At 41.3% G+C, this 22,813-nt stretch carries 19 protein-coding genes; 10 read left to right on the forward strand and 9 right to left on the reverse strand.

The window, feature by feature from the left end:
- Positions 1 to 2 precede the first annotated feature (2 nt).
- Genes B9T26_RS01935 through B9T26_RS01945 form a run of 3 tightly spaced genes read right to left on the reverse strand, consistent with a single transcriptional unit; the run spans position 3 to position 3,871 of the window.
- A complete protein-coding gene (locus tag B9T26_RS01935) occupies positions 3 to 1,130 on the reverse strand; it encodes an ABC transporter permease (protein ID WP_086198128.1) in 1,128 nt (375 codons plus the stop codon).
- A 13-nt stretch (positions 1,131 to 1,143) separates the two neighbouring features.
- Positions 1,144 to 2,907, reverse strand: coding sequence for an ATP-binding cassette domain-containing protein (locus tag B9T26_RS01940; RefSeq protein ID WP_086198129.1), 1,764 nt, complete (start codon positions 2,905 to 2,907; stop codon positions 1,144 to 1,146).
- On the reverse strand, positions 2,900 to 3,871 hold the full coding sequence (locus B9T26_RS01945) for an HlyD family efflux transporter periplasmic adaptor subunit (protein ID WP_413772756.1): 972 nt from the start codon (positions 3,869 to 3,871) through the stop codon (positions 2,900 to 2,902). Before B9T26_RS01945 ends, B9T26_RS01940 begins: the two co-directional genes overlap by 8 nt.
- 540 nt (positions 3,872 to 4,411) lie before the next feature.
- Here B9T26_RS01945 and B9T26_RS01950 point away from each other — a divergent pair.
- The gene (locus B9T26_RS01950) at positions 4,412 to 4,852 is read left to right on the forward strand and encodes a DUF2147 domain-containing protein (RefSeq protein WP_086198131.1); all 441 of its coding nucleotides are present in this window, start codon (positions 4,412 to 4,414) and stop codon (positions 4,850 to 4,852) included.
- A 75-nt stretch (positions 4,853 to 4,927) separates the two neighbouring features.
- On the opposite strand, the gene B9T26_RS01955 is transcribed toward B9T26_RS01950, so the two are convergent.
- Complete coding sequence (locus tag B9T26_RS01955; RefSeq protein WP_143222985.1) at positions 4,928 to 5,278, reverse strand: hypothetical protein; 351 nt, start codon at positions 5,276 to 5,278, stop codon at positions 4,928 to 4,930.
- Positions 5,279 to 5,333: 55 nt separating this feature from the next.
- Positions 5,334 to 5,606 carry a hypothetical protein gene (locus tag B9T26_RS01960; protein ID WP_086198133.1) on the reverse strand — a complete coding sequence of 91 codons (273 nt, stop codon included), beginning with the start codon at positions 5,604 to 5,606 and terminating at the stop codon, positions 5,334 to 5,336.
- A gap of 985 nt (positions 5,607 to 6,591) precedes the next feature.
- On the opposite strand from B9T26_RS01960, the gene otsB reads away from it, so the two are divergent.
- Positions 6,592 to 7,440: a trehalose-phosphatase gene (gene otsB, locus B9T26_RS01970; protein ID WP_086198135.1), complete on the forward strand. Its 849-nt coding sequence runs from the start codon at positions 6,592 to 6,594 to the stop codon at positions 7,438 to 7,440.
- Positions 7,428 to 8,861, forward strand: coding sequence for an alpha,alpha-trehalose-phosphate synthase (UDP-forming) (locus tag B9T26_RS01975; protein WP_086198136.1), 1,434 nt, complete (start codon positions 7,428 to 7,430; stop codon positions 8,859 to 8,861). The genes otsB and B9T26_RS01975 overlap by 13 nt, the downstream gene beginning before the upstream one ends.
- A gap of 102 nt (positions 8,862 to 8,963) precedes the next feature.
- Here B9T26_RS01975 and B9T26_RS01980 read toward each other — a convergent pair whose 3' ends face one another.
- Positions 8,964 to 10,154: an MFS transporter gene (locus tag B9T26_RS01980; protein WP_086198137.1), complete on the reverse strand. Its 1,191-nt coding sequence runs from the start codon at positions 10,152 to 10,154 to the stop codon at positions 8,964 to 8,966.
- Positions 10,155 to 10,737: 583 nt separating this feature from the next.
- On the opposite strand from B9T26_RS01980, the gene B9T26_RS01985 reads away from it, so the two are divergent.
- The 4 genes from B9T26_RS01985 (at position 10,738) to B9T26_RS02000 (ending at position 15,525) form a co-directional block, all read left to right on the forward strand.
- Entirely contained in the window at positions 10,738 to 11,274 is a 537-nt protein-coding gene (locus tag B9T26_RS01985; RefSeq protein WP_205666400.1) for a spore coat U domain-containing protein, read from the forward strand.
- Positions 11,275 to 11,346: 72 nt separating this feature from the next.
- Positions 11,347 to 12,057 (forward strand): molecular chaperone, encoded by a 711-nt coding sequence (locus B9T26_RS01990; protein ID WP_086198138.1) that lies wholly within the window; start codon positions 11,347 to 11,349, stop codon positions 12,055 to 12,057.
- A 79-nt stretch (positions 12,058 to 12,136) separates the two neighbouring features.
- Positions 12,137 to 14,491, forward strand: a complete 2,355-nt coding sequence (locus B9T26_RS01995) for a fimbria/pilus outer membrane usher protein (RefSeq protein WP_227518754.1) — start codon at positions 12,137 to 12,139, stop codon at positions 14,489 to 14,491.
- Complete coding sequence (locus B9T26_RS02000) at positions 14,482 to 15,525, forward strand: spore coat U domain-containing protein (RefSeq protein ID WP_086198140.1); 1,044 nt, start codon at positions 14,482 to 14,484, stop codon at positions 15,523 to 15,525. Before B9T26_RS01995 ends, B9T26_RS02000 begins: the two co-directional genes overlap by 10 nt.
- A 193-nt stretch (positions 15,526 to 15,718) precedes the next feature.
- Here the strand turns inward: B9T26_RS02000 and B9T26_RS02005 are convergent, their stop codons facing one another.
- From B9T26_RS02005 to B9T26_RS02015, 3 genes are all read right to left on the reverse strand, one after another.
- Entirely contained in the window at positions 15,719 to 16,219 is a 501-nt protein-coding gene (locus tag B9T26_RS02005) for a pyridoxamine 5'-phosphate oxidase family protein (RefSeq protein ID WP_086198141.1), read from the reverse strand.
- Between the two features lie 399 nt (positions 16,220 to 16,618).
- A complete protein-coding gene (locus B9T26_RS02010; RefSeq protein ID WP_086198142.1) occupies positions 16,619 to 18,307 on the reverse strand; it encodes an AMP-binding protein in 1,689 nt (562 codons plus the stop codon).
- A gap of 101 nt (positions 18,308 to 18,408) precedes the next feature.
- Positions 18,409 to 19,035: a TetR/AcrR family transcriptional regulator gene (locus B9T26_RS02015; protein ID WP_086198143.1), complete on the reverse strand. Its 627-nt coding sequence runs from the start codon at positions 19,033 to 19,035 to the stop codon at positions 18,409 to 18,411.
- A 148-nt stretch (positions 19,036 to 19,183) separates the two neighbouring features.
- Here B9T26_RS02015 and B9T26_RS02020 point away from each other — a divergent pair, with 148 nt between their 5' ends.
- The 3 genes from B9T26_RS02020 to B9T26_RS02030 are packed head-to-tail and all read left to right on the forward strand — an operon-like array spanning position 19,184 to position 22,812.
- Positions 19,184 to 20,356 carry an isovaleryl-CoA dehydrogenase gene (locus B9T26_RS02020; RefSeq protein WP_086198271.1) on the forward strand — a complete coding sequence of 391 codons (1,173 nt, stop codon included), beginning with the start codon at positions 19,184 to 19,186 and terminating at the stop codon, positions 20,354 to 20,356.
- Between the two features lie 42 nt (positions 20,357 to 20,398).
- On the forward strand, positions 20,399 to 22,000 hold the full coding sequence (locus B9T26_RS02025) for a carboxyl transferase domain-containing protein (protein ID WP_086198144.1): 1,602 nt from the start codon (positions 20,399 to 20,401) through the stop codon (positions 21,998 to 22,000).
- An 11-nt stretch (positions 22,001 to 22,011) separates the two neighbouring features.
- Positions 22,012 to 22,812: an enoyl-CoA hydratase/isomerase family protein gene (locus tag B9T26_RS02030; protein ID WP_086198145.1), complete on the forward strand. Its 801-nt coding sequence runs from the start codon at positions 22,012 to 22,014 to the stop codon at positions 22,810 to 22,812.
- Position 22,813: the final 1 nt, after the last annotated feature.

Here is a 22,813-nt window from a genome sequence, read left to right on the forward strand (position 1 = left end):
TCTTATCTCAGCTGTTTTTTAAGTGATTTGTAGGCCACTATGGTCAGGACCACCACATACAGCATTAAGATTCCGCATTCTTTTAACCACAGCATCCAGTCATCTCCTGCCAAAAATAAAGTTTTAATCAGTGACATAAAATGTGTCGCAGGTAAAATCTGGCTGATGATCTGTACCAATACCGGTAAATTCTGGATATCAAAGACAAAACCGGACAACATCAGCGCTGGCATAAAACTGGCCAATAAGGCAATTTGACTGGCCTGAAACTGGCTTTGCGCCAGACCTGAAATAGCCAGTCCCAGCAACAGTGAAACCAGCAGGTACATCAATGATGCGCCCATAATGGCAAGCAATGAACCACGCATGGGAACTTCAAACAGGTAGTGTGAAGCGAGCAGACACACCACTATATCGACCATGCCAATAACGAAATAAGGGATAAGTTTGGCAATGACCATTTCCAGAGGGCGTACAGGAGTGACAAATAAGGCTTCTAGAGTCCCGCGCTCACGTTCACGGGCAATCAGCAAGGCCGTTAAAAACGCCCCGATTAACGTCAGAATCAGCACAATCAGCCCGGGAACCAAAAACCAGCTACTATTGCCAGATTCGTTAAACCACATCCGTTGTTCCACCGTGACCATTGCAGATGAGCCAACGATATTTTGCCGGTCGGCATTAATGGCAAATGCAGTATTGATTGCCCCGCTGACATAGCCCTGTAAGGACGAAGCAATATTGGTGGATCGTCCATTCAGCAATAATTGCAACTTCGCCTGGCCATGGGCAATATCTTCTGCAAAGGTCGCAGGTACACGCAAGATGGCATCTATTTCAGCATTTTGAATCGCATTTTCCGCTTCGGGATAATTTGTATATTGCTGGGTGCTGAGGTATTTGGAGCCATTTAAGCCTGCAATCAGCTGATTGCTTTGTGGAGAAGATTGCTCAATTACAACGCCCACCCGACCATGACTCAAGTCAAAGGACAGGCCGTAGCCAAATAAAAGAATCAAGATAATCGGCAACAGTAAGCCAATCGCCAGACTGCTTTTGTCACGCAGTAACTGTTTGCTTTCCTTTTTGAGCAAAGCCCGCAGACGAACAAAAAACAAAGATGGCTTCATATCCTGTTCTCCTTTAAGTTTTCTGGGCTGCACGTGCTTTTTCTACAATAGCAATAAAGGCACTGTTCATGTCTAAAATATCGCTACCTGCAAATTGGCGCACCTGTTGCGGTGAACCTAAAGCCAGTAATTCTCCGGCATCTTGAATTGCAATGCGGTCACAATATTCGGCTTCTTCCATAAAGTGGGTAGTAATAATCACGGTGATGCCTTGGTCAGCCAGTTCACCAATAATCGACCAGAACGCTCGCCGTGCAATTGGGTCGATGCCACTGGTGGGCTCATCCAGAAAGATAATTTCCGGTTCATGCAGCAAGGCGGCCGCCATCGCTAAATGCTTTTTGTGGCCTTCGGGCAAGTCACCACTTTTTGCATGCAGGTCTAAATGAAATTGTGTCAGGGCTTGATCAATGCGGGTTTTAAGCTTGTTGCCGCTTAAACCATAGGCACCACCAAAAAACTGCAGGTTATCCAGTACGGTTAAATTACTGTACAGGGCAAATTTTTGTGAGACATAACCAATCCGGGCACGTGCCTGAGCGCGCGCATAACGCAGATTCATGCCTGCAACTTCAAGCGCTCCACTGGTGGCCGGCAATAAGCCGCACAGCATCCGGAAAGTTGTGGTCTTTCCTGCACCATTGGGACCCAGTAAGCCAAAAATTTCCCCGCGCTGTACCTGAAAGGAAGTACTGGCCACCGCGGTAAAATCGCCGAACTTGCGCACCACGTCTTTGACTAGAATTACCGGTGCCTGATCAGGTTCACTCTTTAACGCATTCTTATCACTGGGCAAATGTGCATCATGATCGATAGCTGTTTGATCCTGCTGGTTTTGGATTTGATGCAAGATCAACATAAAAGCATCTTCCAGTTCGGCCTCACGCGATTGTGCGCTCACACCTTCAGGAAGTTCAGTCGCTGGTAAAACTGGTTGCTGCGGCGTGGTCATAAAGCGCACCGTGTTTCCTTTGGGCACGGCGTCGGTAATATACGCAGTATTTCTGAGTAAATGTGCCTGTAGAACCCGGGCTTTCATCTCTTGTGGAGGTTTTAGCTCCCAGGTCAGCCCCTTTACATCTTCACAGAGCTGCTGCGGACTGCCCTGTTTCAAAATTTTACCTTCGTACATGATATAGACCTGGTCACAACGCTCAGCCTCATCCATATAAGCGGTACTGATCATGACCGTTAAATGCTCTTCATGAACCAGCTGTTCAATCACGCCCCATAAATCACGGCGTGATAAGGGATCGACCCCGACACTGGGTTCATCCAGTATCAGCAGGTCCGGAGTACGCATCAAGGCACATGCCAAGCCCAGCTTTTGTTTCATTCCGCCCGAAAGTTGACCTGCCGGCCGCTGGGTAAAATACGTCAGATCGGTAATCGCCAGCAGCCGCTCAAAGCGTTGTTGCCGGATGTCTTGTGGTACAGCATGCAAGTCTGCATACAGATCCAGATTTTCTTGCACGCTTAAATCTTCATACAGGCCAAAGCGCTGTGGCATATAGCTAATCCGGTCCTGAACGGATTGAGGATCTTGCGCCACATCGATGTCCAACACTTTCAGTTGCCCAGCGCTCGGTTGATATAAGCCCGCAATTAGCCGCATCAATGTGGTTTTTCCGGCACCATCAGGCCCCACCAGCGCCGTCAGTTCACCGGCCTTAATCTTGAGATTCAGGCCATCCAGGGCACGAACATCTGCTGTGCCCTTGCTTTTCGATGCAAAGACATGCACCAGATCACATGCACTGATGATGCAATCAGTCATCTTTATTATTCTCTGTATGGACGGCTGATTTCTGGATTTTAACCGTGACAGGCTGTCCCATTTTCAATTTGTCTTCAGGATCCTGAACATAGATCCGTACTTCGTAGACCAAGGTGGTCCGAATTTCTTCAGTCTGTACCGATTTCGGGGTAAATTCAGCCACGGAAGAGATATAGCCAATTTTCCCGGATAGCGGATGATTCGGCTGTGAATCCACCAAAATTTGCGCGGTTGCACCCATTTTAATCTGACCCAAATCGGTTTCATTCACATACACACGTATCCATTTCGGATCGGTTAAAGCCAAGGTATAGACTGCTTTTTGTGGTGTGGTCATATCGCCAACTTCCTGCAGGCGTGCACGTACTACTGCATTGGTGGGTGAACGTAACTCGCTTTGTGCAATTCTGTATTGAATCAGCTCCTGATTGGATTGAATGGCTTCATAGGCAGCTTTGGCGGCAGCACGATCTTCTTTACGCGCCCCTTTTTGTAAAAGTTCCAGATTGGCCTGGCGTTCATTTACTGCCGCAATCGCCGTATTTTCATTACTTTTTGCCGAATCCAGTTCTTGCAGACTGATTGCCTGCCCATTGGTACTGCTGTATAAGGCCTGAAATCTGCCGAGGTCTTTACGGGCTTTGTCTAATTGTGCCTGTGCCGATGCCAATTGTGCTTTGGCTTGAGTAATCTGTTCGGGACGTGTTCCGACATCTTGCTCTATCACAGTTTGTTGCTGAACCTTTAATTGGGCTTCTGCCTGTTTTGCCTGAATCTGCAAAGCTTGCGTATCCAGTAATGCTACGATCTGTCCGGTTTTGACCTTATCTCCTTCCTGAACATTTAATGCTTTAATACGTCCGGCTTCTTCAAAGGCAAGTGATACCTGACGAATATCAACATTGCCATACAAGGTGAGTTCAGTACTGGAGTCTTTGTTTTTATGCAGCATCCAATAGGTCATGGCTGCTGCAATCACAACAAGGATAACCCCGGCAATAATGACTTTTTTATTCATTATGAAAGCACCTTTATTTCTAAAAGCTGAATAGGTTTTTAGTTCTCACTTTAAACTAGCATAATTTCGGAAATAATAGATTTTATTGAAAAAATGTGCTGAATTTAAATGGTTTTTATTGAACGCCGTGATAAACAGCCGGTTTTTATAATGTGCAGGCTACAGTTTTATCATCTTAAATATTCTTCACGATTATTCATCTTGTTATCATTTTAGATTGGGTAATATTTATTCATATTTTTAAACAATTGAATAAAATTCCGTAGAGAAATAGGATAAAAAATGTAGAAATACTTCTGATTTGGAACATAAATCCATGAAAAATCCACAATAATTACAATATTTTTTAGCATCATTTGGGCTCAACATGGTGCTTTGATGCATTTTGTAGCTATTGAAGTCAGATATCGCAGGTCTGTTAAATCTGTTAAAAGCCATCTGACGTCAGCCAAAATAAAGCTTACTCAAATCAGTTGAGGTCTAACGATGATAAAAACAACGCTCAGTCTATTGGCTCTATCTCTAGTGTCTACCCTAGCTCTAGCCTCTGATCCCTTACATGGCAGCAAGTGGAAAACCATAGATGATGAGACCAAAAAACCGTTATCCATTGTGCAATTTAAAGAAAGCGCTCCGGGTGTGTTTTCTGCAAAAATCATTGATGTCTTGGAAGGCACTGAAGGGAAAAAATGCACTCAGTGTAAGGGTAGATTTTATAACAAACCGCTTCAAGGTGTACAAATTGTATCTGGACTGAAAAAGGCCGGTAACAACAGTTATGATGGCGGGAAAATTACCGACCCTAAAAATGGTAAGACCTATAGTTTTAATGCCAAATTATCCGAGGATGGCAAGATTTTAAATGGTCGTGGTTATATTGGAGTTTCGGCTTTAGGCCGCAGTCAGACCTGGATCCGCATCAACTAATTTTAGTTAATCTATGATTGATCTAAAATAAAAAAGGCGACTGAATGAAGTCGCTTTTTTCAGCAATAAATTTTTTTAATTCTCACTTTTTTGTGTATAGCCCATTTTTTCAGCTTGAATAACCGAATCCTGCTTCACTTTAAAAATCGCTATTTTTCCGTCGTCTGCTCCACATAAGGCAATATGTACCCTTTGGTCCGTGCCAATTTCAGCAGAAAAAACTTTAATATGCTGCTGTTCTAATCCTTGCTGAAGCTTTTGAAGCAGAAGATCCGCATGGATTTCTGAACATTGTTTGCTGCCTAAGGGTTTCGAGATCAGAACCAAATCATTTCTATCGGTGCTATTCCTATCCGTTAGATTGGTTTGGCATCCCAGTAAACCTATGACTGAAATCATGCCGAGCAATATAAGTTTGTTCATCATTGTTATCCTTTTATAAATCGGGTGTTCATATATGCTAGCAAACCTGTTTATCTGGTCATTCGTTTATCTGATGCATGACCCATTGTAAAAATCGACTTTTATCAAGAAAATCAGGTGAATGGCTAGAGTCTATGAGTTTTTCACGACCATTGAATGTACCCAAAAAACGGTAAGAATTTTTCACTTCAAAAAAGCCACTCTCCATTTCATGGATTTCATAGAAAAATTCTTTTAACTTCTCAAACTGGCTATAGTTATGGAAATATGGACGCATCAGTAAAAAATTATAAATTTGTTCCAAACTACATAGTTCATTTTTGGTATTCATATTCTTGGTCCTATTTAAGTATAGATTGGGATTGGTCTAGATTTTATAAAAATTATGCTGTAACGCTTTAAATACATATTTTATAAATGCCCGCCATGATTGAAAGTCGGGAATTTCTACCATCCAGAACGTGAATTTAACTTCATTGATAATCAGCGTGATATTGACATGGGTGTTAACGATTAAATACTCATATCCTTTTGTTTCTGCATATTTTATTAGACATCTGGTGAAATACTCTGCTTTATCATCAGGCATATTGTCGGCTTCATACTCAGTTTTAACGAAAGCACAAATTAAACAAGATAAATTCCATAACAATATTTTCCTAAAGTTGCCATTTTTTAACTTTTAAATATATTTGAAGGTTAGATATAATGATGATGGAGTAAAAATGACTCCTATTCAACATTATTTAATGTTTCAGACCCATATTTTAAATAATTATTTTTAGCTCTAATAACAATTTAAAATATGTCTCAAAATATGTCTAATTTTCTCTAATTGAATAATTAAATATGTAATTCAATATATTATTTAGCTAAGCGAATATTGCACTGCATTAAATTCAGGTCAATATATATTCATGTAACACAAGTTATCTGAAATGTAACTTTGTTAATATTTTTTTTATTAAAAAAAGCTTTTATTTATAATTTAATCATATTTATTAAAAACTTAAATCACCTACAACTTAAATGAAATTTAATTTAAAAAAGAAATTTTGCAACGATATTGAGAAAAAAAGAAAATTTAAATAAACCATAAAAATGTGATATATCATACATTTTACAGTTTTTTGAGGTTTTTATTCTCAATCGACTGCCAATAAAATCATGTTATTTAAAGTAAAAATGTTTCAAATTTGAAACAAGAGTAAAATGTGTAAACTTTATTTAATTTATGTAGTTTAAATAATAATTTGTATTCTTCACTCATTTTTTAATGCTATTAATTATTGACCAGATAATGAGCAGTATTGAAAATGTATAACCCTATTTCCTATTATCCAGATGAAAGATACTATTCAAAAAAATTATTACAACTTATTACTTCATATTTAAACGCAGATAAAAAAATTTGCTTATTTCTGGATATTGATGGCACGCTCTCAGAATTTCATGCTGATCCTTCCCGCAGTTTCATCCCTAAAACCACATTAAAAACATTGCAGCAAATCAACAATTTTAATGTTGCCGTTAGCTTTGTTACAGGACGTTCCGTACAGATTGCTGAAAGACTGATTGCCCCGCTTGAAATGCCGATTGCCGGAACGCACGGTCTAGAAATTAAAATGAATCATGAGGTGCAATTTAATATTGCAGCTGAAGAATTTGATCCATCACTCATCCAGCAAGAGATCCAACAACTTTGCCGCCCTTACCCGCAGCTGCTCATTGAAAATAAAGCCTATTCCGTTGCCCTTCATTATCGGCAAAGTCCGGAATTGGCTGATATTGCCCGAAAAATTGCTAAAGATGTACAGCACAAGCATTCGGGACTGAAAATTAATGAAGGCAAGTTTGTATTTGAACTGCTTCCGTTACAGGCCGATAAAGGCAAAGCCATTGAAAAAATATTAAAACATTTAAATTTCAGTGATGTTTTGCCTATCTTTATTGGCGATGACAGAACCGATGAATCTGGCTTCAAAGTCATTAATCACTATAACGGTATCAGTATAAAAGTTGGTTCAGAATCAACTCACGCTCACTACCGACTGAAGAATGTTTCTGATGTCGCCGATTTTCTTAATCTATTTTCGCAATTTTTAAAAGCACGTGTTTTGGGACTGTCTCAAGTATCAAATGGAGAAAAAGCATGTCTAGATTAATCGTATTATCAAATCGTGTAAGTTTACCCAACCCGGATAAAGTAACGGCTGGTGGGCTTGCGGTGGCTTTACAAGATGCACTGACCGATATTGGCGGAGTTTGGCTAGGCTGGAATGGTGAAAAAATTGAGAATCATCAGCAGCCATATTTTAATCAAACTGAACATAAGGGTGTGGAATACGTTACTTGCCCTTTAACCGAGGAACAATACCAAAATTATTATTGTGGCTTTGCAAATAATACTTTATGGCCAGCCATGCATGATCGAGCAGATTTAATTGAATATCAGCCTCAGCAATATAAGACCTATCAACAGGTTAATCGCTTATTTGCCCAGCAGCTCAAGAAAATTGCTCAGCCCGATGACATCATCTGGGTGCATGATTACCATTTTTTTAGTGTGGCCCGTTACTGTCGTGAACTGGGTATGAATAATAGAATTGGATTTTTCCTGCATATTCCCTTCGCCGGTATAAAAATCTGGAATTTAATTCCTACTGTACATTCATTGATTCAAGACCTTTGCCAGTATGATGTGGTGGGTTTGCAAACTGAACATGACCAAAAGAAATGTATGCAAGTATGTAGTTATTATCTGGCTACAAAACCCGTTCATAGCCAAATGCTGAACTGTAATCATCATTCGGTGACAGTGAAATGTTATCCGATTGGGGTTAACCCGGAACTGATACAAAAAGCTGCGCAACAACAAGATGAAAATACTTCTACGGTATTTGAATTCGATGGTTTGGCTGATCAACAAACCATAATCAGTGTCGATCGCATTGATTATTCCAAAGGATTAATCGAACGGTTTAATGCGCTGGAAACATTTTTACAAAACAATCCTGAATATCATAAACACCTGACCGACATACAAATTGCCTGTCCCTGCCGGATGGAGATTGCAGCGTATAAAGATTTATTTGAGCATCTGCAATCCAAGGTCGATTTGATTAATCAGGAATTTTCCCAAGATGACTGGTTGCCGATTAACTGTAGCCATGACACCATTTCCCATGATCAATTAATGAAAATTTACCGGCAGGCCGATATTTGCTGGGTCAATTCATTACGCGATGGAATGAATCTGGTGGCCAAAGAATTTATCGCGGCACAGAATCCTGAAGATCCTGGTGTTTTAATACTTTCCAAATATGCCGGGGCAGCAGCGCAAATGTCTGAAGCATTAATTGTCGATCCTGAAAGTTGTAGCAGTATGATTCAGGCGCTAAAAAAAGCCTTAACCATGGCAAAATCAGAACGATTAGAGCGTTATCAACAATTAATGAATGGGTTAAAACTTTTTGATATCAATGACTGGCGTAATGCATTTTTAGCCGATCTGAAAGGTGCTGACGAATTCAATATTCTTCCATCACCTACAAAACAAACCTATCATAAAATTGTGAATTATTAAGGATTTTAAATTGGTAATTTATATTCTTTAACTATAAAAAAACGGGCATATCCATTTTTAGATATGCCCGTTCAGTTTTAACAAAATAACTAGGAAAATGAATTAACAAGTTTTGACTTGAGTAAAATGATTCAGCAACGCAATCATGCTCAATAAAGCTGCAATCAAGGTGAAAACCATGGTTAAACCCATCATTTCACTGCTGATCCCGACCAATGCAGGTCCCAATAATGACCCGGTATAAGCCATAGTTGAAACACATGACAATGCTGCTGCTTTAGACATGACATTTTGACGGCCTACACGTGAAAACATCACCGGAACAATGTTTGAACAGCCCAAACCCAGTAAAGCATAGCCCAATAAAACCACGGTCCAGTGCGGAGCTGCAACGACTATCAGCAATCCAAACGCTGCACAAAGTGCACCGTAAATAATGATATTTTTTTCGCCCAAAGCCTTGATTAAATACTGACCCGCAAAACGCCCCAAAGTCATGGCGATTGCAAAGCAGGTATAAGCCAGCCCAGCAACAGTAGGCTTTACCCCATACTCACTGATTAAATAGATCCCGCTCCAGTCCATAGCAGAACCTTCTGAAAGAAAGGCAATAAAACAGACCAGCCCCATCAAGATAATCAAGGGATTCGGCAACTTTCTAGTCTTGCTTTCGTCTTCAGCAATCTCGGCTTTTTGTTCCTTTTCAATGACCGATAAACTGTTAGGCACAGCTATTACACTCAAAATCACCAATAGGCTGCAAATCGCCAAAGCACTCATCAACGGGCTCACACCTGCTGCAAGTAATGCAGTTACCGTCATTACCCCAGCCAGGCCACCTAGACTGCACATCCCATGAAACTGGGACATCATGCTTTTAGCACTGTATTTTTCTACCATGACCGCTTGAAGATTAATGGCTACCCCCAAGCTACCGGCTGCTGTACCGAACAGGAACAAAGCAATCGCCATGATTAATATACTGCTGGTCAAGGCAAAGCTAGGTAACACCACGAGCAATAATAAAACGGCTACCGAAATAATGGCACGACAACCCACTTTCTGAATCAATAAACCTGTTGCAGGCATAGCCAGCATAGAACCTGCACCGATACACAACAATAAAGTACCAAAATCGGCATGATTCAGGTGAAGTCGCTGCTGTGCAAAAGGAATAAGCGGTGCCCACGCCGCAGTACTGAGTCCTAAACTAAAGAAACTCAGTAAGGTGGATAGACGCTGTGCAGAGTGCTGAGTTGCATGATCCAGATGTGCTGTTTTAGATAAAAACATATGTGTGTGCCACCACAATAAATAAGCTGTTTGGCAGTCCCTTTCAGGATGATTCCCATAGAAAAACCCCTGCACACTTATAGAAATTTTCTATAAATTAACAAGGGCTTCAATTTGGCGAAATTATACACAAAATAATCATTAATCAATCATATTTTTTAAGTATTCTTAAACTATTTTGTAACCGTGGCATCCTACTCCTAAAGCCCTTAAATCAGGGCCTCTAATTAACTTTAAAAATCAGCCACTAGCCTTTCTGCGTATCCTTTTAATCAGAATGAATTGCCTTCCTATTGTTTAAATTATTTAGCACAAAATTTCGTTTTTGGTTTAAATTTCGAACCGTAAATAGACTGACTAAACAATCCATATTTAAAGCTTTACTTAACAATGAGCATACACTTATAAAAGGAAATTAAGTTAAATCTGCAAAATATAAGAAAATATATGTGAAATGTATAGTTTATTTATCCAAACACAATCTTTTTGTTGTACAAATTTTATCCTTTATTCAATTCTTGGGTAGCGTTGCATAGAATCAATGGTATTGAAAATAACAACACTACTATTGAGGATAAAGCTTATGAAAACCAAGAACATTATCTTTGTTCCCCTTACACTTACAGCCGCTTTCATGAGTGCAAATATACAAGCTGCAACTGCAACCGGGACGCTCACTGTAAAAGCAACCATTGCTTCAAGTTGTGCTATTAACACCAGTGCTACCGGGGCTGTGTCAGGGGCAGTGCTAGATTTTGGTAATATTTCCGGATTAACCGCCAATGTCGATGCTTCTACCTCTACCACAGGAGGAACAAAAATTGGGGTGCTTTGCAATAATGGAACCACCTGGTCTTTGGCTGCAGATGGTGGGGTAAATGTGAATGCATCTCAACGTCGCATGGCAAGTCAAACTTTAACCACCAAACAATATCTTCCTTATAACCTCTATAGTGACAGTACCCGAGCCACAGCCATTCCTGTTGGAACTGCCTTCCAGACCGGGACTGGAACAGGAGCTTTACAAACTTATGATGTTTACGGCCGTATTCCCTCCGGCTCTACGCTTCCGGGTGCAGACAGTTATCTAGATACGGTAACTCTAACCATAACTTACTAATAATAAATAAATTTATAAAAAAGGCATACTCCTCGCGTATGCCTTTAGCCCACTCATATATGAGCTAAACGAATGAAAACGGTATTTAAACTGACTATTGGCCTATTCACACTGACATGTTCTACTGCTTTTGCTGCTTCTTTAAGAATCTCCCCTATAAAAATGCAGTTAGCAGATACTCAACAAGCCACCAGCCTTTCTTTATTTAATGAATCAGCCGAAAGCAATCATTTACAGATTCGTGTTTTTAAATGGGTTCAAAAAAATAATCAGGATCAATTACTTGCTACAGACGACATCGTGGTGAGTCCACCCATCGTCAAGCTGGCATCAAATACCGCCTTAAATTTAAGGGTTGTACGGCAAAAACCCGTAGCATTAACTGATGAACATGCTTATCGGGTGATCATTGATGAATTACCCCATCCCATAGATCGCGATACAACAGACCAAAGTGTAAATGTTTTGCTCCGCTCTTCTCTTCCTTTATTTATTAGCCCTAAAAAATCCAAAGCTGAATTAACGGCAAATTTAAAAATACAGGATAAAAATGGAGTCATTCATATTTCCAATTCTGGAGGACGTCATACCTTTATCAAAGACCTGAACTTAATGGATCGATCTACCAACAAAACTTACAAAATTAAAGTGAATACGATTAATGGTTATATTCTTGCCAAGCAACAGAAAGAATTTTTAATTGAAGATCCAGGTTTTATATATAACCCCCAACATACTTATAAAATAAAAATAAATACCACTGACAGGAATTATGAATTTTAAAATATAAATTAAGGCGGGAATTTATATGATATACAAGAAATATTGTATTATATTATTTGCTTTAAATTGTCCTTTCCGGTTGGTATTTGCAGAAGTTTATACTAATGATGTTCTGCCGGAAATTCCAATATCTAAAGCTGAAAATCACTATACCACCCTGTTTTTAAGTACAAATATAAATAGCACCGAGATCAATGAACTGGTACGTTTTTATCAAGACCAAGAGGGTCAGTTATATATTCGTCCTGAAGACCTGGAAAAAATCCGCATACTCCCGCCTAAACTAAACAATACTTTTATTTCACTAGATGAGATTCCTCAATTAAAATATAAATATGACCTAAACAATCAAACCATCAAAATTTCTATTCCGGAAAATAAACTGATTGCTTCCAGTATAGATTTAAATAAACAGCCACAAATAAAAAATTCTGATCTGAATATAAAAAGTATGAATGCGCTTATTTTAAATTATGCTCTTTATCATACAGTGACGAATAATGAAAATTCATTTTCTGGAACTTTTGATGCTTTACACAATAGCCAATATGGTAATTTTAATTCAGGTTTTCTGTACCGAAATGCTCAACCCCTAAACTCCTCTTCAGAACACTGGGTCAGACTCAATAGTTTTTGGCAAAAAATTGATGCTGAAAAAATTCAGCAATATACCGTCGGTGATTTTATTAGCCATACTCCAGATTGGGGAAATAGCGTGCGACTGGCGGGTTTGCAATGGTCATCTGCTTATGCACAGCGTTCCGATATTGTCACCACTGCCCTGCCACAGTTTTCCGGTTCAGCCGCTTTGCCCTCAAGCCTAGATTTATATGTGAATCAACAAAAAATTTATAGCGGAGAAATTCCTTCGGGTCCATTTGACTTAAAGTCATTGCCTTTTATTTCCGGAAATGAAGTCACGCTGGTCACTACCGATATCACGGGGCAGCAAATTGTAAAAAAGCAGGCTTATTATTTCTCACCCAAAATTTTAGCCAAGGACATTCATCAATTTTCTGTCGATCTGGGATTTCCCCGCTATAACTTTGCCAATGAATCCAATCAATATGATGAAACCCTTTTTGCTGCGGCCAGTTCCCGTTACGGTTTGAGTCACACACTCACTTTAAGTGCAGGCCTGGAAGCAAGTAGTGATGGCTTGGTCAATCTGGGGATCGGTGCTGCCAAGAATTTTTTAGGCCGCGGTGTGATCAATGCCAGTGTTACAGGGAGTCATTATGATGATGAACAGGGCCTGCTTTCAGTAGTGGGGCTGGAAAGCCGTCTGAGTAAAGATCTGTCTATGAATATCAGTTACCAGAAGGCCTCAGAAGGTTATCATGATCTGGCGCGGGTCAGTGAAAAGCTGTATTTGAGCAAGAATCATCAATATACGAATCCCGATTATCCTGCCACGCTCAGCTCCTCTGCCAATGAGATTTTTCGTGCTGGCCTCAATCTGAACATCAATAGCGGAGTGAATGTTTCAACCAATTACAGTCAAATTAAATATGCAGATGAACAATATAAACTGGCGACCCTGAATATCAGTGCCAATTTATCCAATAGTTGGAGCATATTTGGTTCAATCTATAAAGATTTCGTTAAAGATCAGGATTATGGCGGTTTTGTTGCATTGCGCTTTACCCCATCTGCACGCTTTAACAGTATCAGCAGCATCAGCCGAGATGACGGCTCGATTTCTTATCGACAGGAAGTGAACGCAGTCACTGACCAGCGTATTGGTGGCTTGGGTGTCGGTGCCTCGGTTGGACATAGTGAAGGTCAATCCAGTACTGCAAGTGCCTATGTGAATTATCGTGCCAGACCGGCCTATCTGACAGCGCAATATCATCAATATGATAATACTGAACAAATCGCGCTTTCTGCCACCGGTGCACTTGTGGCTGCACAAGGACGTTTATTTATGGCACATGAAATTGGCGATTCCTATGCCATTGTGACCAATGCCGGTCCGCACAGCCAGATTTTAAATGGCGGGGTGAATCTGGGAGAAACCGATAAAAAAGGTCGTTTCTTTATTTCCCATCTCAGTCCCTATGAAAAGCATCAGATTTTCCTTGATCCGCAAAATCTGCCACTGGACTGGCAAGTGGATAAAACCTCATTAAATACCATCACTCGTTATCGTCAAGGTACAGTGCTGGATTTTCAGGCACATAAAGTGATTTCTGCTACGGTTATTTTGCATGATCAAAATGGACAAGCTCTAAAACCGGGCTATGCCGTGACCGTTAACCAGCATCCCGACCAAGCCATGGTCGGTTATGGCGGCGAAGTCTTTATTAGGGGGCTTTTAAAAGACAATTTAATTGAAGTCGATTTGTTAGATCAGGGCAGCTGCTCGGTCAGTTTTAAATATACGGCAACACATTCTGCACAGAAAAAAATGGGGCCTTTGATATGCCAATAATTTTATCTCCATCGTTTGCTGCGTCATTTTCTAGGGTTTATACAAACGCTTTTGATCCTTCTTTCTTTAAACCCTTAAAAAAATATCTAGGCATCATATTCATTGTATGGCTGGCCTTATGTGCCCAGTCTGCTTATGCGGTGTGCAAATCTACAGACCCGACTTCAGGATCCTATACTTACACCGCGGCTACACTTACAACGGATGCGGTGATTACTTTCAGCGGTTCTTTTAAATGCTATAACGGCGCTTTGGCTGAAACTTTACAACAAGCTTCAACCAGTGCCAATATTTGCATGTCCGCAACCTTTTCAGGAAATAGCCAGCCCAATAATGGAGCGACTTTACCTTATACGGTTTCAGCCAGTGTGGGCTCGATTGCTGAAACGCCATTAACCAGTGGTGTCTGGTATGGAGTAGGCAGTTCCAATCCGAACAATAATGCCGTTTCCTACACCGTCAAGATCAGCATTCCTGCTCAAACAACGCTGCGTCCTGCCAATACCTATACCATTAACGACGTAAAACTGTTTTTTGACATGCAAGGGATTAGCGGAAGCTGCGATAAAAATGGCGGCTGGGATCAATATAGTCCAACATTTACCACGACCTTTAGCCTGCCTAAGGCCTGTTTTTTACAGTCTGTTAATAATATTGATTTCGGAAGTATTTCAGATATCGGGCTTGCTTCAAAAAATTATGACACTGCTGGTGCCATTACTTCAAAATGTACCAGCGGTACCCCGTATTCTATTTATCTCGGGGATGGAAATAACCGGATTTCTGGAGGCAATCGTAGAATGCGAAATGGAAGCAATTATTTGCCTTATCAGCTGTATAAAAGTTCGACCTATAGTGCCATTTGGGATGCCACCGGAGGTACAGTAGCAGTCGGTGGTTCGGGAGGTGTTTCACTCACTGGCACAGGTATTAATCAAACCACAGCTGTATTTGGCAGAATTGCCACTAGCACCGTGTTGCCCAATATTGCAGGAAACTATAGCGATGATGTCATTGTGACCATTACCTACTGATTTGCTTTACCCTGTTTATGATCAGCCATAGATAAAAGAATTAACTTAACTTTAAATGATTCAGTTTTATCAGTGTTAAGTCATTCAAACTTGATCCAAGAGAAAACAAATAAGCGCTGGCCCATATTCAGATTGAGTGATTTAAACTGAATACGGGCTATAGATATGCGGAAATCATACAAGCTGAGCGTAGTTATAAATCAAGTTTTTGGTGCTCTGCATGAGGCACATCCTTTTTACCGGTGAGATTACCTTTCATCACCTTAAACAGTTGGGTCATTTTATTGTCTGTAACGTTCCAATACTCGGCACTGATCGCTTCCGCAACCAAAACCCGTACACTCGGATCATCTCTTCCTTCAAACCAGTTTTCAGCCCATGAATTCCAAAGTTCATCGATCAGGGCCGAGTTTGTGCTGATATGTGCATGCGCACTAATCGAAACATAAATACTATCAGAAGGTTTGGCGAAGGATAATCCAATCTGATTACGGCCAGATTCAATCGCATTGACCAGATCATTGGTATTTCTCAAGATAAAATAAAGATTTTGGCTTTCATTGATCTGTTCAGAGTTGAGCATGGTCATCGGTTGAGCATGAATTTCCTCAGATTCAGTGGTGTGACTGATCATGGAAAATCGTACATCCTTAATCAATTCCCATAATTTTTCACGATTTTGATTATCTGTCATAACTATTCTCCTGAAACTAAAATGGAATAAGAAAAAATGCTCTAATTTTGTCGGCTGTTCTCTTTTTAGATTAATTGTATTTTGCAGTTTGAATATGCCATCTCACCTAACTTATACATTTCAATAATCAAAGGTGAGATTAACAATCATAAAAAATAACGAAAACCAATGCAGTTACATTTCATTTAAAAAAGAAAGTAAATCATGGATTTTTTTGAATGCTGGTTGATAAAAAATCTGCACTCGATATGCAGCGCTATAGCTGGCCTATCAAACATAGGTTCAATTTAAAGCGGTAAATGCGGTATATGGAATTAAACGCCTTAAAAAGCTGAATCCCTCTTTATTTCTGCTGAAGGAATAAAGAGGGATTTAAATAGCTATACGATTCAGTGCATCTTAAGCGATTTCTTCGAGTTGCAACTCTTGGCGCATCAGTTCCTGTAATTTGAATTTTTGCGCCTTGCCTGAAGCAGTCATTGGGAATTCGCTAAAGAAGCGCACATAACGTGGCACTTTATTGTGAGAAATATGTTCTGCACAATAGTCACGAATCGCTTGTTCATTGACCTGATGATGGTCGTGCAAAATAATACAGGCACAGAGTTCTTCACCATATTTGGCATCTGGCAATCCAATCACCTGTACATCCGAAACATCCGGATGGGTATAAAGGAAATCCTCAATTTCTTTGGGGAACAGGTTTTCACCGCCACGAATCACCACATCCTTGATCCGGCCTTTAATTTTAACAGAACCCTCTTCGTCCATTTCTGCAATATCACCGGTGTGCATCCACTTGGCAACATCTATCACTTCCTGAGTTTTGTCATTGTCTTCCCAATAACCCAACATGACTGAATAGCCGCGCACACAGAGTTCACCGAGTTTTCCACGCGGCACAACTTTGCCATTTTCATCGACAATTTTGATTTCCAGATGTGGATGTACCCGGCCAACAGTTCCGACACGGCGTTCAACCGAATCTGAAGTCGAACTTTGTGCACTGACCGGTGCAGTTTCAGTCATGCCATAACAGATGGTAATTTCGCTCATATGCATACGGTCAATCACACGCTGCATAATTTCACGTGGACACGGGCTGCCCGCCATGATTCCGGTACGTAAGCTGCTCAGGTCAAACTCCTCGAATTGCTCATGTTCGAGCATGGCAATAAACATGGTCGGAACGCCGTAAGATGCAGTACATTTTTCTTGTTGAATCGTTTTCAGGGTGTCGAGCGGATTAAACACGGCAGATGGATACACCATGGTAGAACCATGCGTAATACAGGCCAAATTACCCATGACCATGCCAAAACAGTGAAATAGCGGAACCGAAATACAAACCCGGTCCTGGGGAGTTAAATGAATCGCTTCACCGACAAAATAGCCATTATTCAAAATATTATTATGCGTCAGCATGGTTCCTTTCGGATTACCTGTCGTACCCGAAGTAAACTGAATATTAATGGTTTCATCAAACTGTAAATCAGCGGCAATGGCTTGCAATTGATTTAACTGTGCAGCAGTAGGTTCTGACAATAAATCAGCAAAACGGTGAATACCGATATGCTGTTCATGATCAATTTTAATCACGTGCTGTAAATGCGGCAGGCGTTGTGCAGAAAGTCGTTTATCTACCGATTCGGTAATTTCAGGGGCAATCTTGGTCAAAATTTCCTGATAATGACTGGTTTTAAATTGCGCGGCAATGACCAATGCCTTGCAGGATACTTTGTTCAGTACATATTCAAGTTCACTGCTTTTATAGGCAGGATTCAAATTGACCAGAATCATGCCGGCTTTAAAGGCTGCAAACTGGGTGATGGTCCATTCCACACAATTAGGCGACCAAATCGCAATCCGGTCGCCCTTTTCCAAGCCTAGTTGAAGTAGGCTACAAGCAAATGCATTGACCTGGTCCTGCAGCTGTTTATAGCTTAAGCGTACCTTTTGATGCACGCTGACCACCGCATCCTGCTCAGCATATTGCTGGCATGCCTGATCAAACTTTTCACCAATGGTCATCCCAAGTAAAGGCTGACTGCTTGTTCCATAGGCATAACTTAACCGTACTTGTGTCATTGAATCATTCTCCTTGATTCTTTGTAATTATGATTCTTTCACTTTAATTGTTTTGACTCAGACGACTTTCCCAAACAGCCTTAGTTCTTGTGTTTAACTAATTACTCGCCCTCCTTTAAATCAACACCACTCACACAAAAATCGGCAATCTGTTTGACAAAATAGTCTTTATAGGCCTGATCAAACCTGACATTTTTAGATGGATTTAACGGTTCAATGACCACAAAAGTCATTGCGCCCACCACACACAGCGCTGCGGTATTTAAATCTTCAAATCCAAACTCGCCATTGATTTTCCCTTCGGCAAGTATTTCATTAATGCTCTGTTTAATCAGTTGTTTGCTGCGAAAACGCTCATGCTCTATCGAAGCATCGACAGGTTCAAACATCAGCGAATACGCAAGCTGGGGACTGTTTAATGCACGTTTGACGAAAGTTGATACTGCTTTGTGCAATTTTTCAGTAACGGGCAGATGACTTGCAGCAATGCTATTCAAAATTTGAATTTCATGCTGAATGGCATCCGACAATACTTCAATTAACACCTGGCTTTTATTATCGAAATAACGATAAACCAGACCACTGGAAACGCCAGCACGCTCAGCAATCGCCTGAATTTGCGCATCCTTAAATCCCCCTTGAGCAATCAGTTCACGAGCAGACTGCAAAATCGTTTCACGGTTTTGCTCCATTCGCTCCTGCATCAACGATGATCTTTTATAACTCATAATCTTATTCTCAACCAGATAAAATGAATTGTAAATCATTTTGTGAATTTAGATTCACTTTTTTAAAAAATAGTTGTATTGTAAAAATCAAGCACAACAACAATGCTTTTTTGGAACAACAAATATAACCATCAGGATGAATGAAGAAATGAATCTACAAAGCTTAAATTTCGGTTTGGATGAAACGCTAGTTGCCTTACAAGATTCAATCGCAGCATTCTGTGCAAAGGAGATTGCACCGATTGCTCAGCAAGTTGACCAAGACAATAAATTCCCCGCTCACCTCTGGAAAAAATTTGGTGATATGGGACTGCTTGGCCTGACTGTCAGTGAAGAATACGGTGGTACTAACCTTGGTTATTTGGCCCATATTATTGCCATGCAGGAAATTTCCCGTGCATCAGCATCGATTGGCTTGTCTTACGGCGCCCATTCTAACTTATGTGTAAACCAAATTAAGCGAAATGGTAGCGAAGAACAGAAGCAAAAGTACTTGCCTAAACTGGTTTCTGGCGATTTTGTCGGTGCTCTGGCGATGTCGGAACCCAATGCCGGTTCAGACGTGGTCAGCATGAAATTAAAAGCTGAAGATCAAGGTGATCATTACCTGCTGAATGGTTCAAAAATGTGGATCACCAATGGCGGCGATGCTGATGTATTGGTGGTTTATGCCAAAACTGACCTGAAAGCCGGTTCTAAAGGCATGACGGCTTTTCTGGTTGAAAAAGGCATGCCGGGTTTTAGTCATGGCACCCATCTCGATAAGTTAGGCATGCGCGGTTCAAACACCTACCCGCTTTTCTTCGACAATGTAAAAGTACCGAAAGAAAATGTGCTGGGCGGTGTGGGTAATGGCACCAAAGTTTTAATGAGTGGTTTGGACTATGAACGTGCGGTTTTAAGTGCCGGTCCACTGGGCATTATGGATGCCTGCCTGGACACGGTGATTCCTTATATTCATGACCGCAAACAGTTTGGTCAGGCGCTTGGTGAATTCCAGTTGATGCAGGGCAAAATTGCAGATATGTATTCGACTTGGCTGGCATGTAAAGCACTGGTGTATGCCGTGGGCGCGGAATGTGACAAGGCGGAACATAGCCGCAGTCTGCGCAAAGATGCAGCCAGTGCGATTTTATATGCCGCTGAAAAAGCCACCTGGATGGCAGGTGAAACCATTCAAACCTTAGGCGGTAATGGTTATATCAATGAATTTGCAGCAGGACGTTTATGGCGCGATGCCAAACTTTATGAAATTGGTGCGGGAACTTCTGAAATCCGCCGCATGCTGATTGGTCGTGAACTGTTTAATGAAACAGCTTGAATCACGGTCCGTTAGTACACTGAATAACAAGGAAGTTCGAGAATGAATATATTACAAAGCAAAATCAATATTCGAAGCGAAGATTTTAAAACCAACCAAACTGCCATGCAGATTTTGGTGGATGATTTGAAACAAAAAGCGCAGCAGATCGCTTTAGGCGGCGGCGAAAAAGCCCGTGAAAAACATTTGGCTCGCGGCAAACTTTTACCGCGTGAACGGGTTGATCATCTGATTGATGCCGGAACTGCCTTTTTAGAAATTGGGCAATTGGCAGCTTATAACGTCTATCCGGATGATGTGCCTGCTGCGGGTGTGATTGCCGGAATTGGTCAGGTGAATGGCGTGACCTGCATGATTGTGGCCAATGATGCCACGGTAAAAGGTGGAACCTATTATCCACTCACGGTGAAGAAACATTTACGTGCCCAAGAGATTGCTGAACAAAACCATTTACCGTGTATTTATCTGGTGGACTCTGGTGGTGCGTATTTACCGATGCAGGATGAAGTGTTCCCGGATCGTGATCACTTTGGACGTATTTTCTATAACCAGGCGCGTATGTCGAGCCAAGGCATTGCCCAAATTGCCGTGGTGATGGGTAGCTGTACCGCAGGTGGTGCTTATGTGCCTGCCATGTCGGACGAAACCATTATCGTGCGTAATCAAGGTACCATTTTCCTCGGTGGTCCGCCTCTGGTAAAAGCCGCAACCGGTGAAGTGGTCAGCTCTGAAGATCTGGGTGGTGGTGATGTGCATACCCGTCTATCAGGCGTGGCCGATCATCTGGCTGAAAATGATGAACATGCGATTGCAATTGCCCGCAACATCGTGGCGAACTTAAATAAAAAACCCAATAAAACCGCACATCAAATTGAAGCACCATTATTTAATGCAGATGAGCTGTACGGCATTGTACCAAGTGATGCACGTAAGCCTTTTGATGTGCGTGAAGTGATTGCCCGTATTGTCGATGGTTCACGTTTTGATGAATTTAAAGCCCGCTTTGGTACGACATTGATCACAGGTTTCGCTGAACTTTTTGGTATGAAAGTCGGCATCATTGCCAATAACGGTATTCTGTTTTCAGAATCTGCACAAAAAGGCGCGCATTTTATTGAACTGTGTACCCAGCGCAATATTCCCCTGCTCTTTATTCAGAACATTACCGGTTTTATGGTCGGTCGCCAGTATGAAAATGAAGGCATTGCCAAAAATGGCGCCAAACTGGTGATGGCGGTTGCCAATGCCAATGTGCCTAAATTGACTTTAGTGATTGGTGGTTCATTTGGTGCCGGTAACTATGGCATGTGTGGTCGTGCCTATTCTCCGCGCTTCCTGTGGACTTGGCCAAACTCGCGTATTTCGGTGATGGGCGGTGAGCAAGCTTCAAGCGTTTTATCTACCTTAAAACGCGACCAGATTGAGCAAAAAGGTGAAAGCTGGTCAGCCGAACAGGAAGATCAATTTAAACAACCGATTCGTGATCAATACGAGCGCCAAGGTCATCCTTATTATGCTTCAGCGCGCCTTTGGGATGATGGTGTGATTGATCCTGCGCAAACACGTCAGGTCTTGGGCTTAAGTTTGGCAGCTGCGCTGAATGCACCGATTTTACCAACCAAATTTGGCGTATTCCGCATGTAAGGGGTGAAAAAATGAGCTATCAATTTTTACAACTCGAACAACAGAATCAGGTGGCTACGGTTTGGATTAACCGCGCTGAATTGCATAATGCCTTTAATACCCAGGTGATTGAAGAACTGCATGCCTGCTTTCAGTCTTTAAATAACCGTGATGATGTACGTGTCGTGGTTTTAGCCGGACGTGGCAAAAGCTTCTCGGCCGGCGCCGACCTGAACTGGATGAAACAGGCAGGTCAGGCTTCGCAAGCGGAAAATGAAGCCGATGCGCTGAAACTGGCGAAAATGTTACAAAGTCTGGCGACTTTAAAACAGCCAACTATTGCCCGGGTACACGGCATTGCTTTTGGTGGCGGTATGGGACTGGCTTCAGCCTGTGATATCTGTATTGCCAGCTCTGATGCCAAGTTTGCTACCTCTGAAGTTCGTTTAGGTTTGGCGCCATCGACCATTAGCCCCTATGTGATTCGTGCCATCGGTGCGCGTCAGGCTTCTCGCTATTTCTTAACCGCAGAACGCATCACTGCCGAGCAAGCGCAAAAAATTGGTCTGGTGCATGAAGTCACGGCGATTGAAGAGCTGGATAGCAAGATTGATGAAATTGTTCAAGCCTTGCTTTTGGGTGGCCCTAAAGCACAGGCATCATCCAAACAGCTGATTCAACTGGTCGACCAGCAGGTATTAACTGAAGAATTACTGCTGCAAACAGCGCAACATATTGCTCATGTACGCCAAGGATTAGAGGCAAAAAATGGCTTGAGTGCTTTTTTAGATAAGCAAAGTCCTTCCTGGATTATCTCTACAGCACAACAATAAT

This window comes from Acinetobacter sp. ANC 4169 (assembly GCF_002135355.1).
Lineage (GTDB): Bacteria > Pseudomonadota > Gammaproteobacteria > Pseudomonadales > Moraxellaceae > Acinetobacter.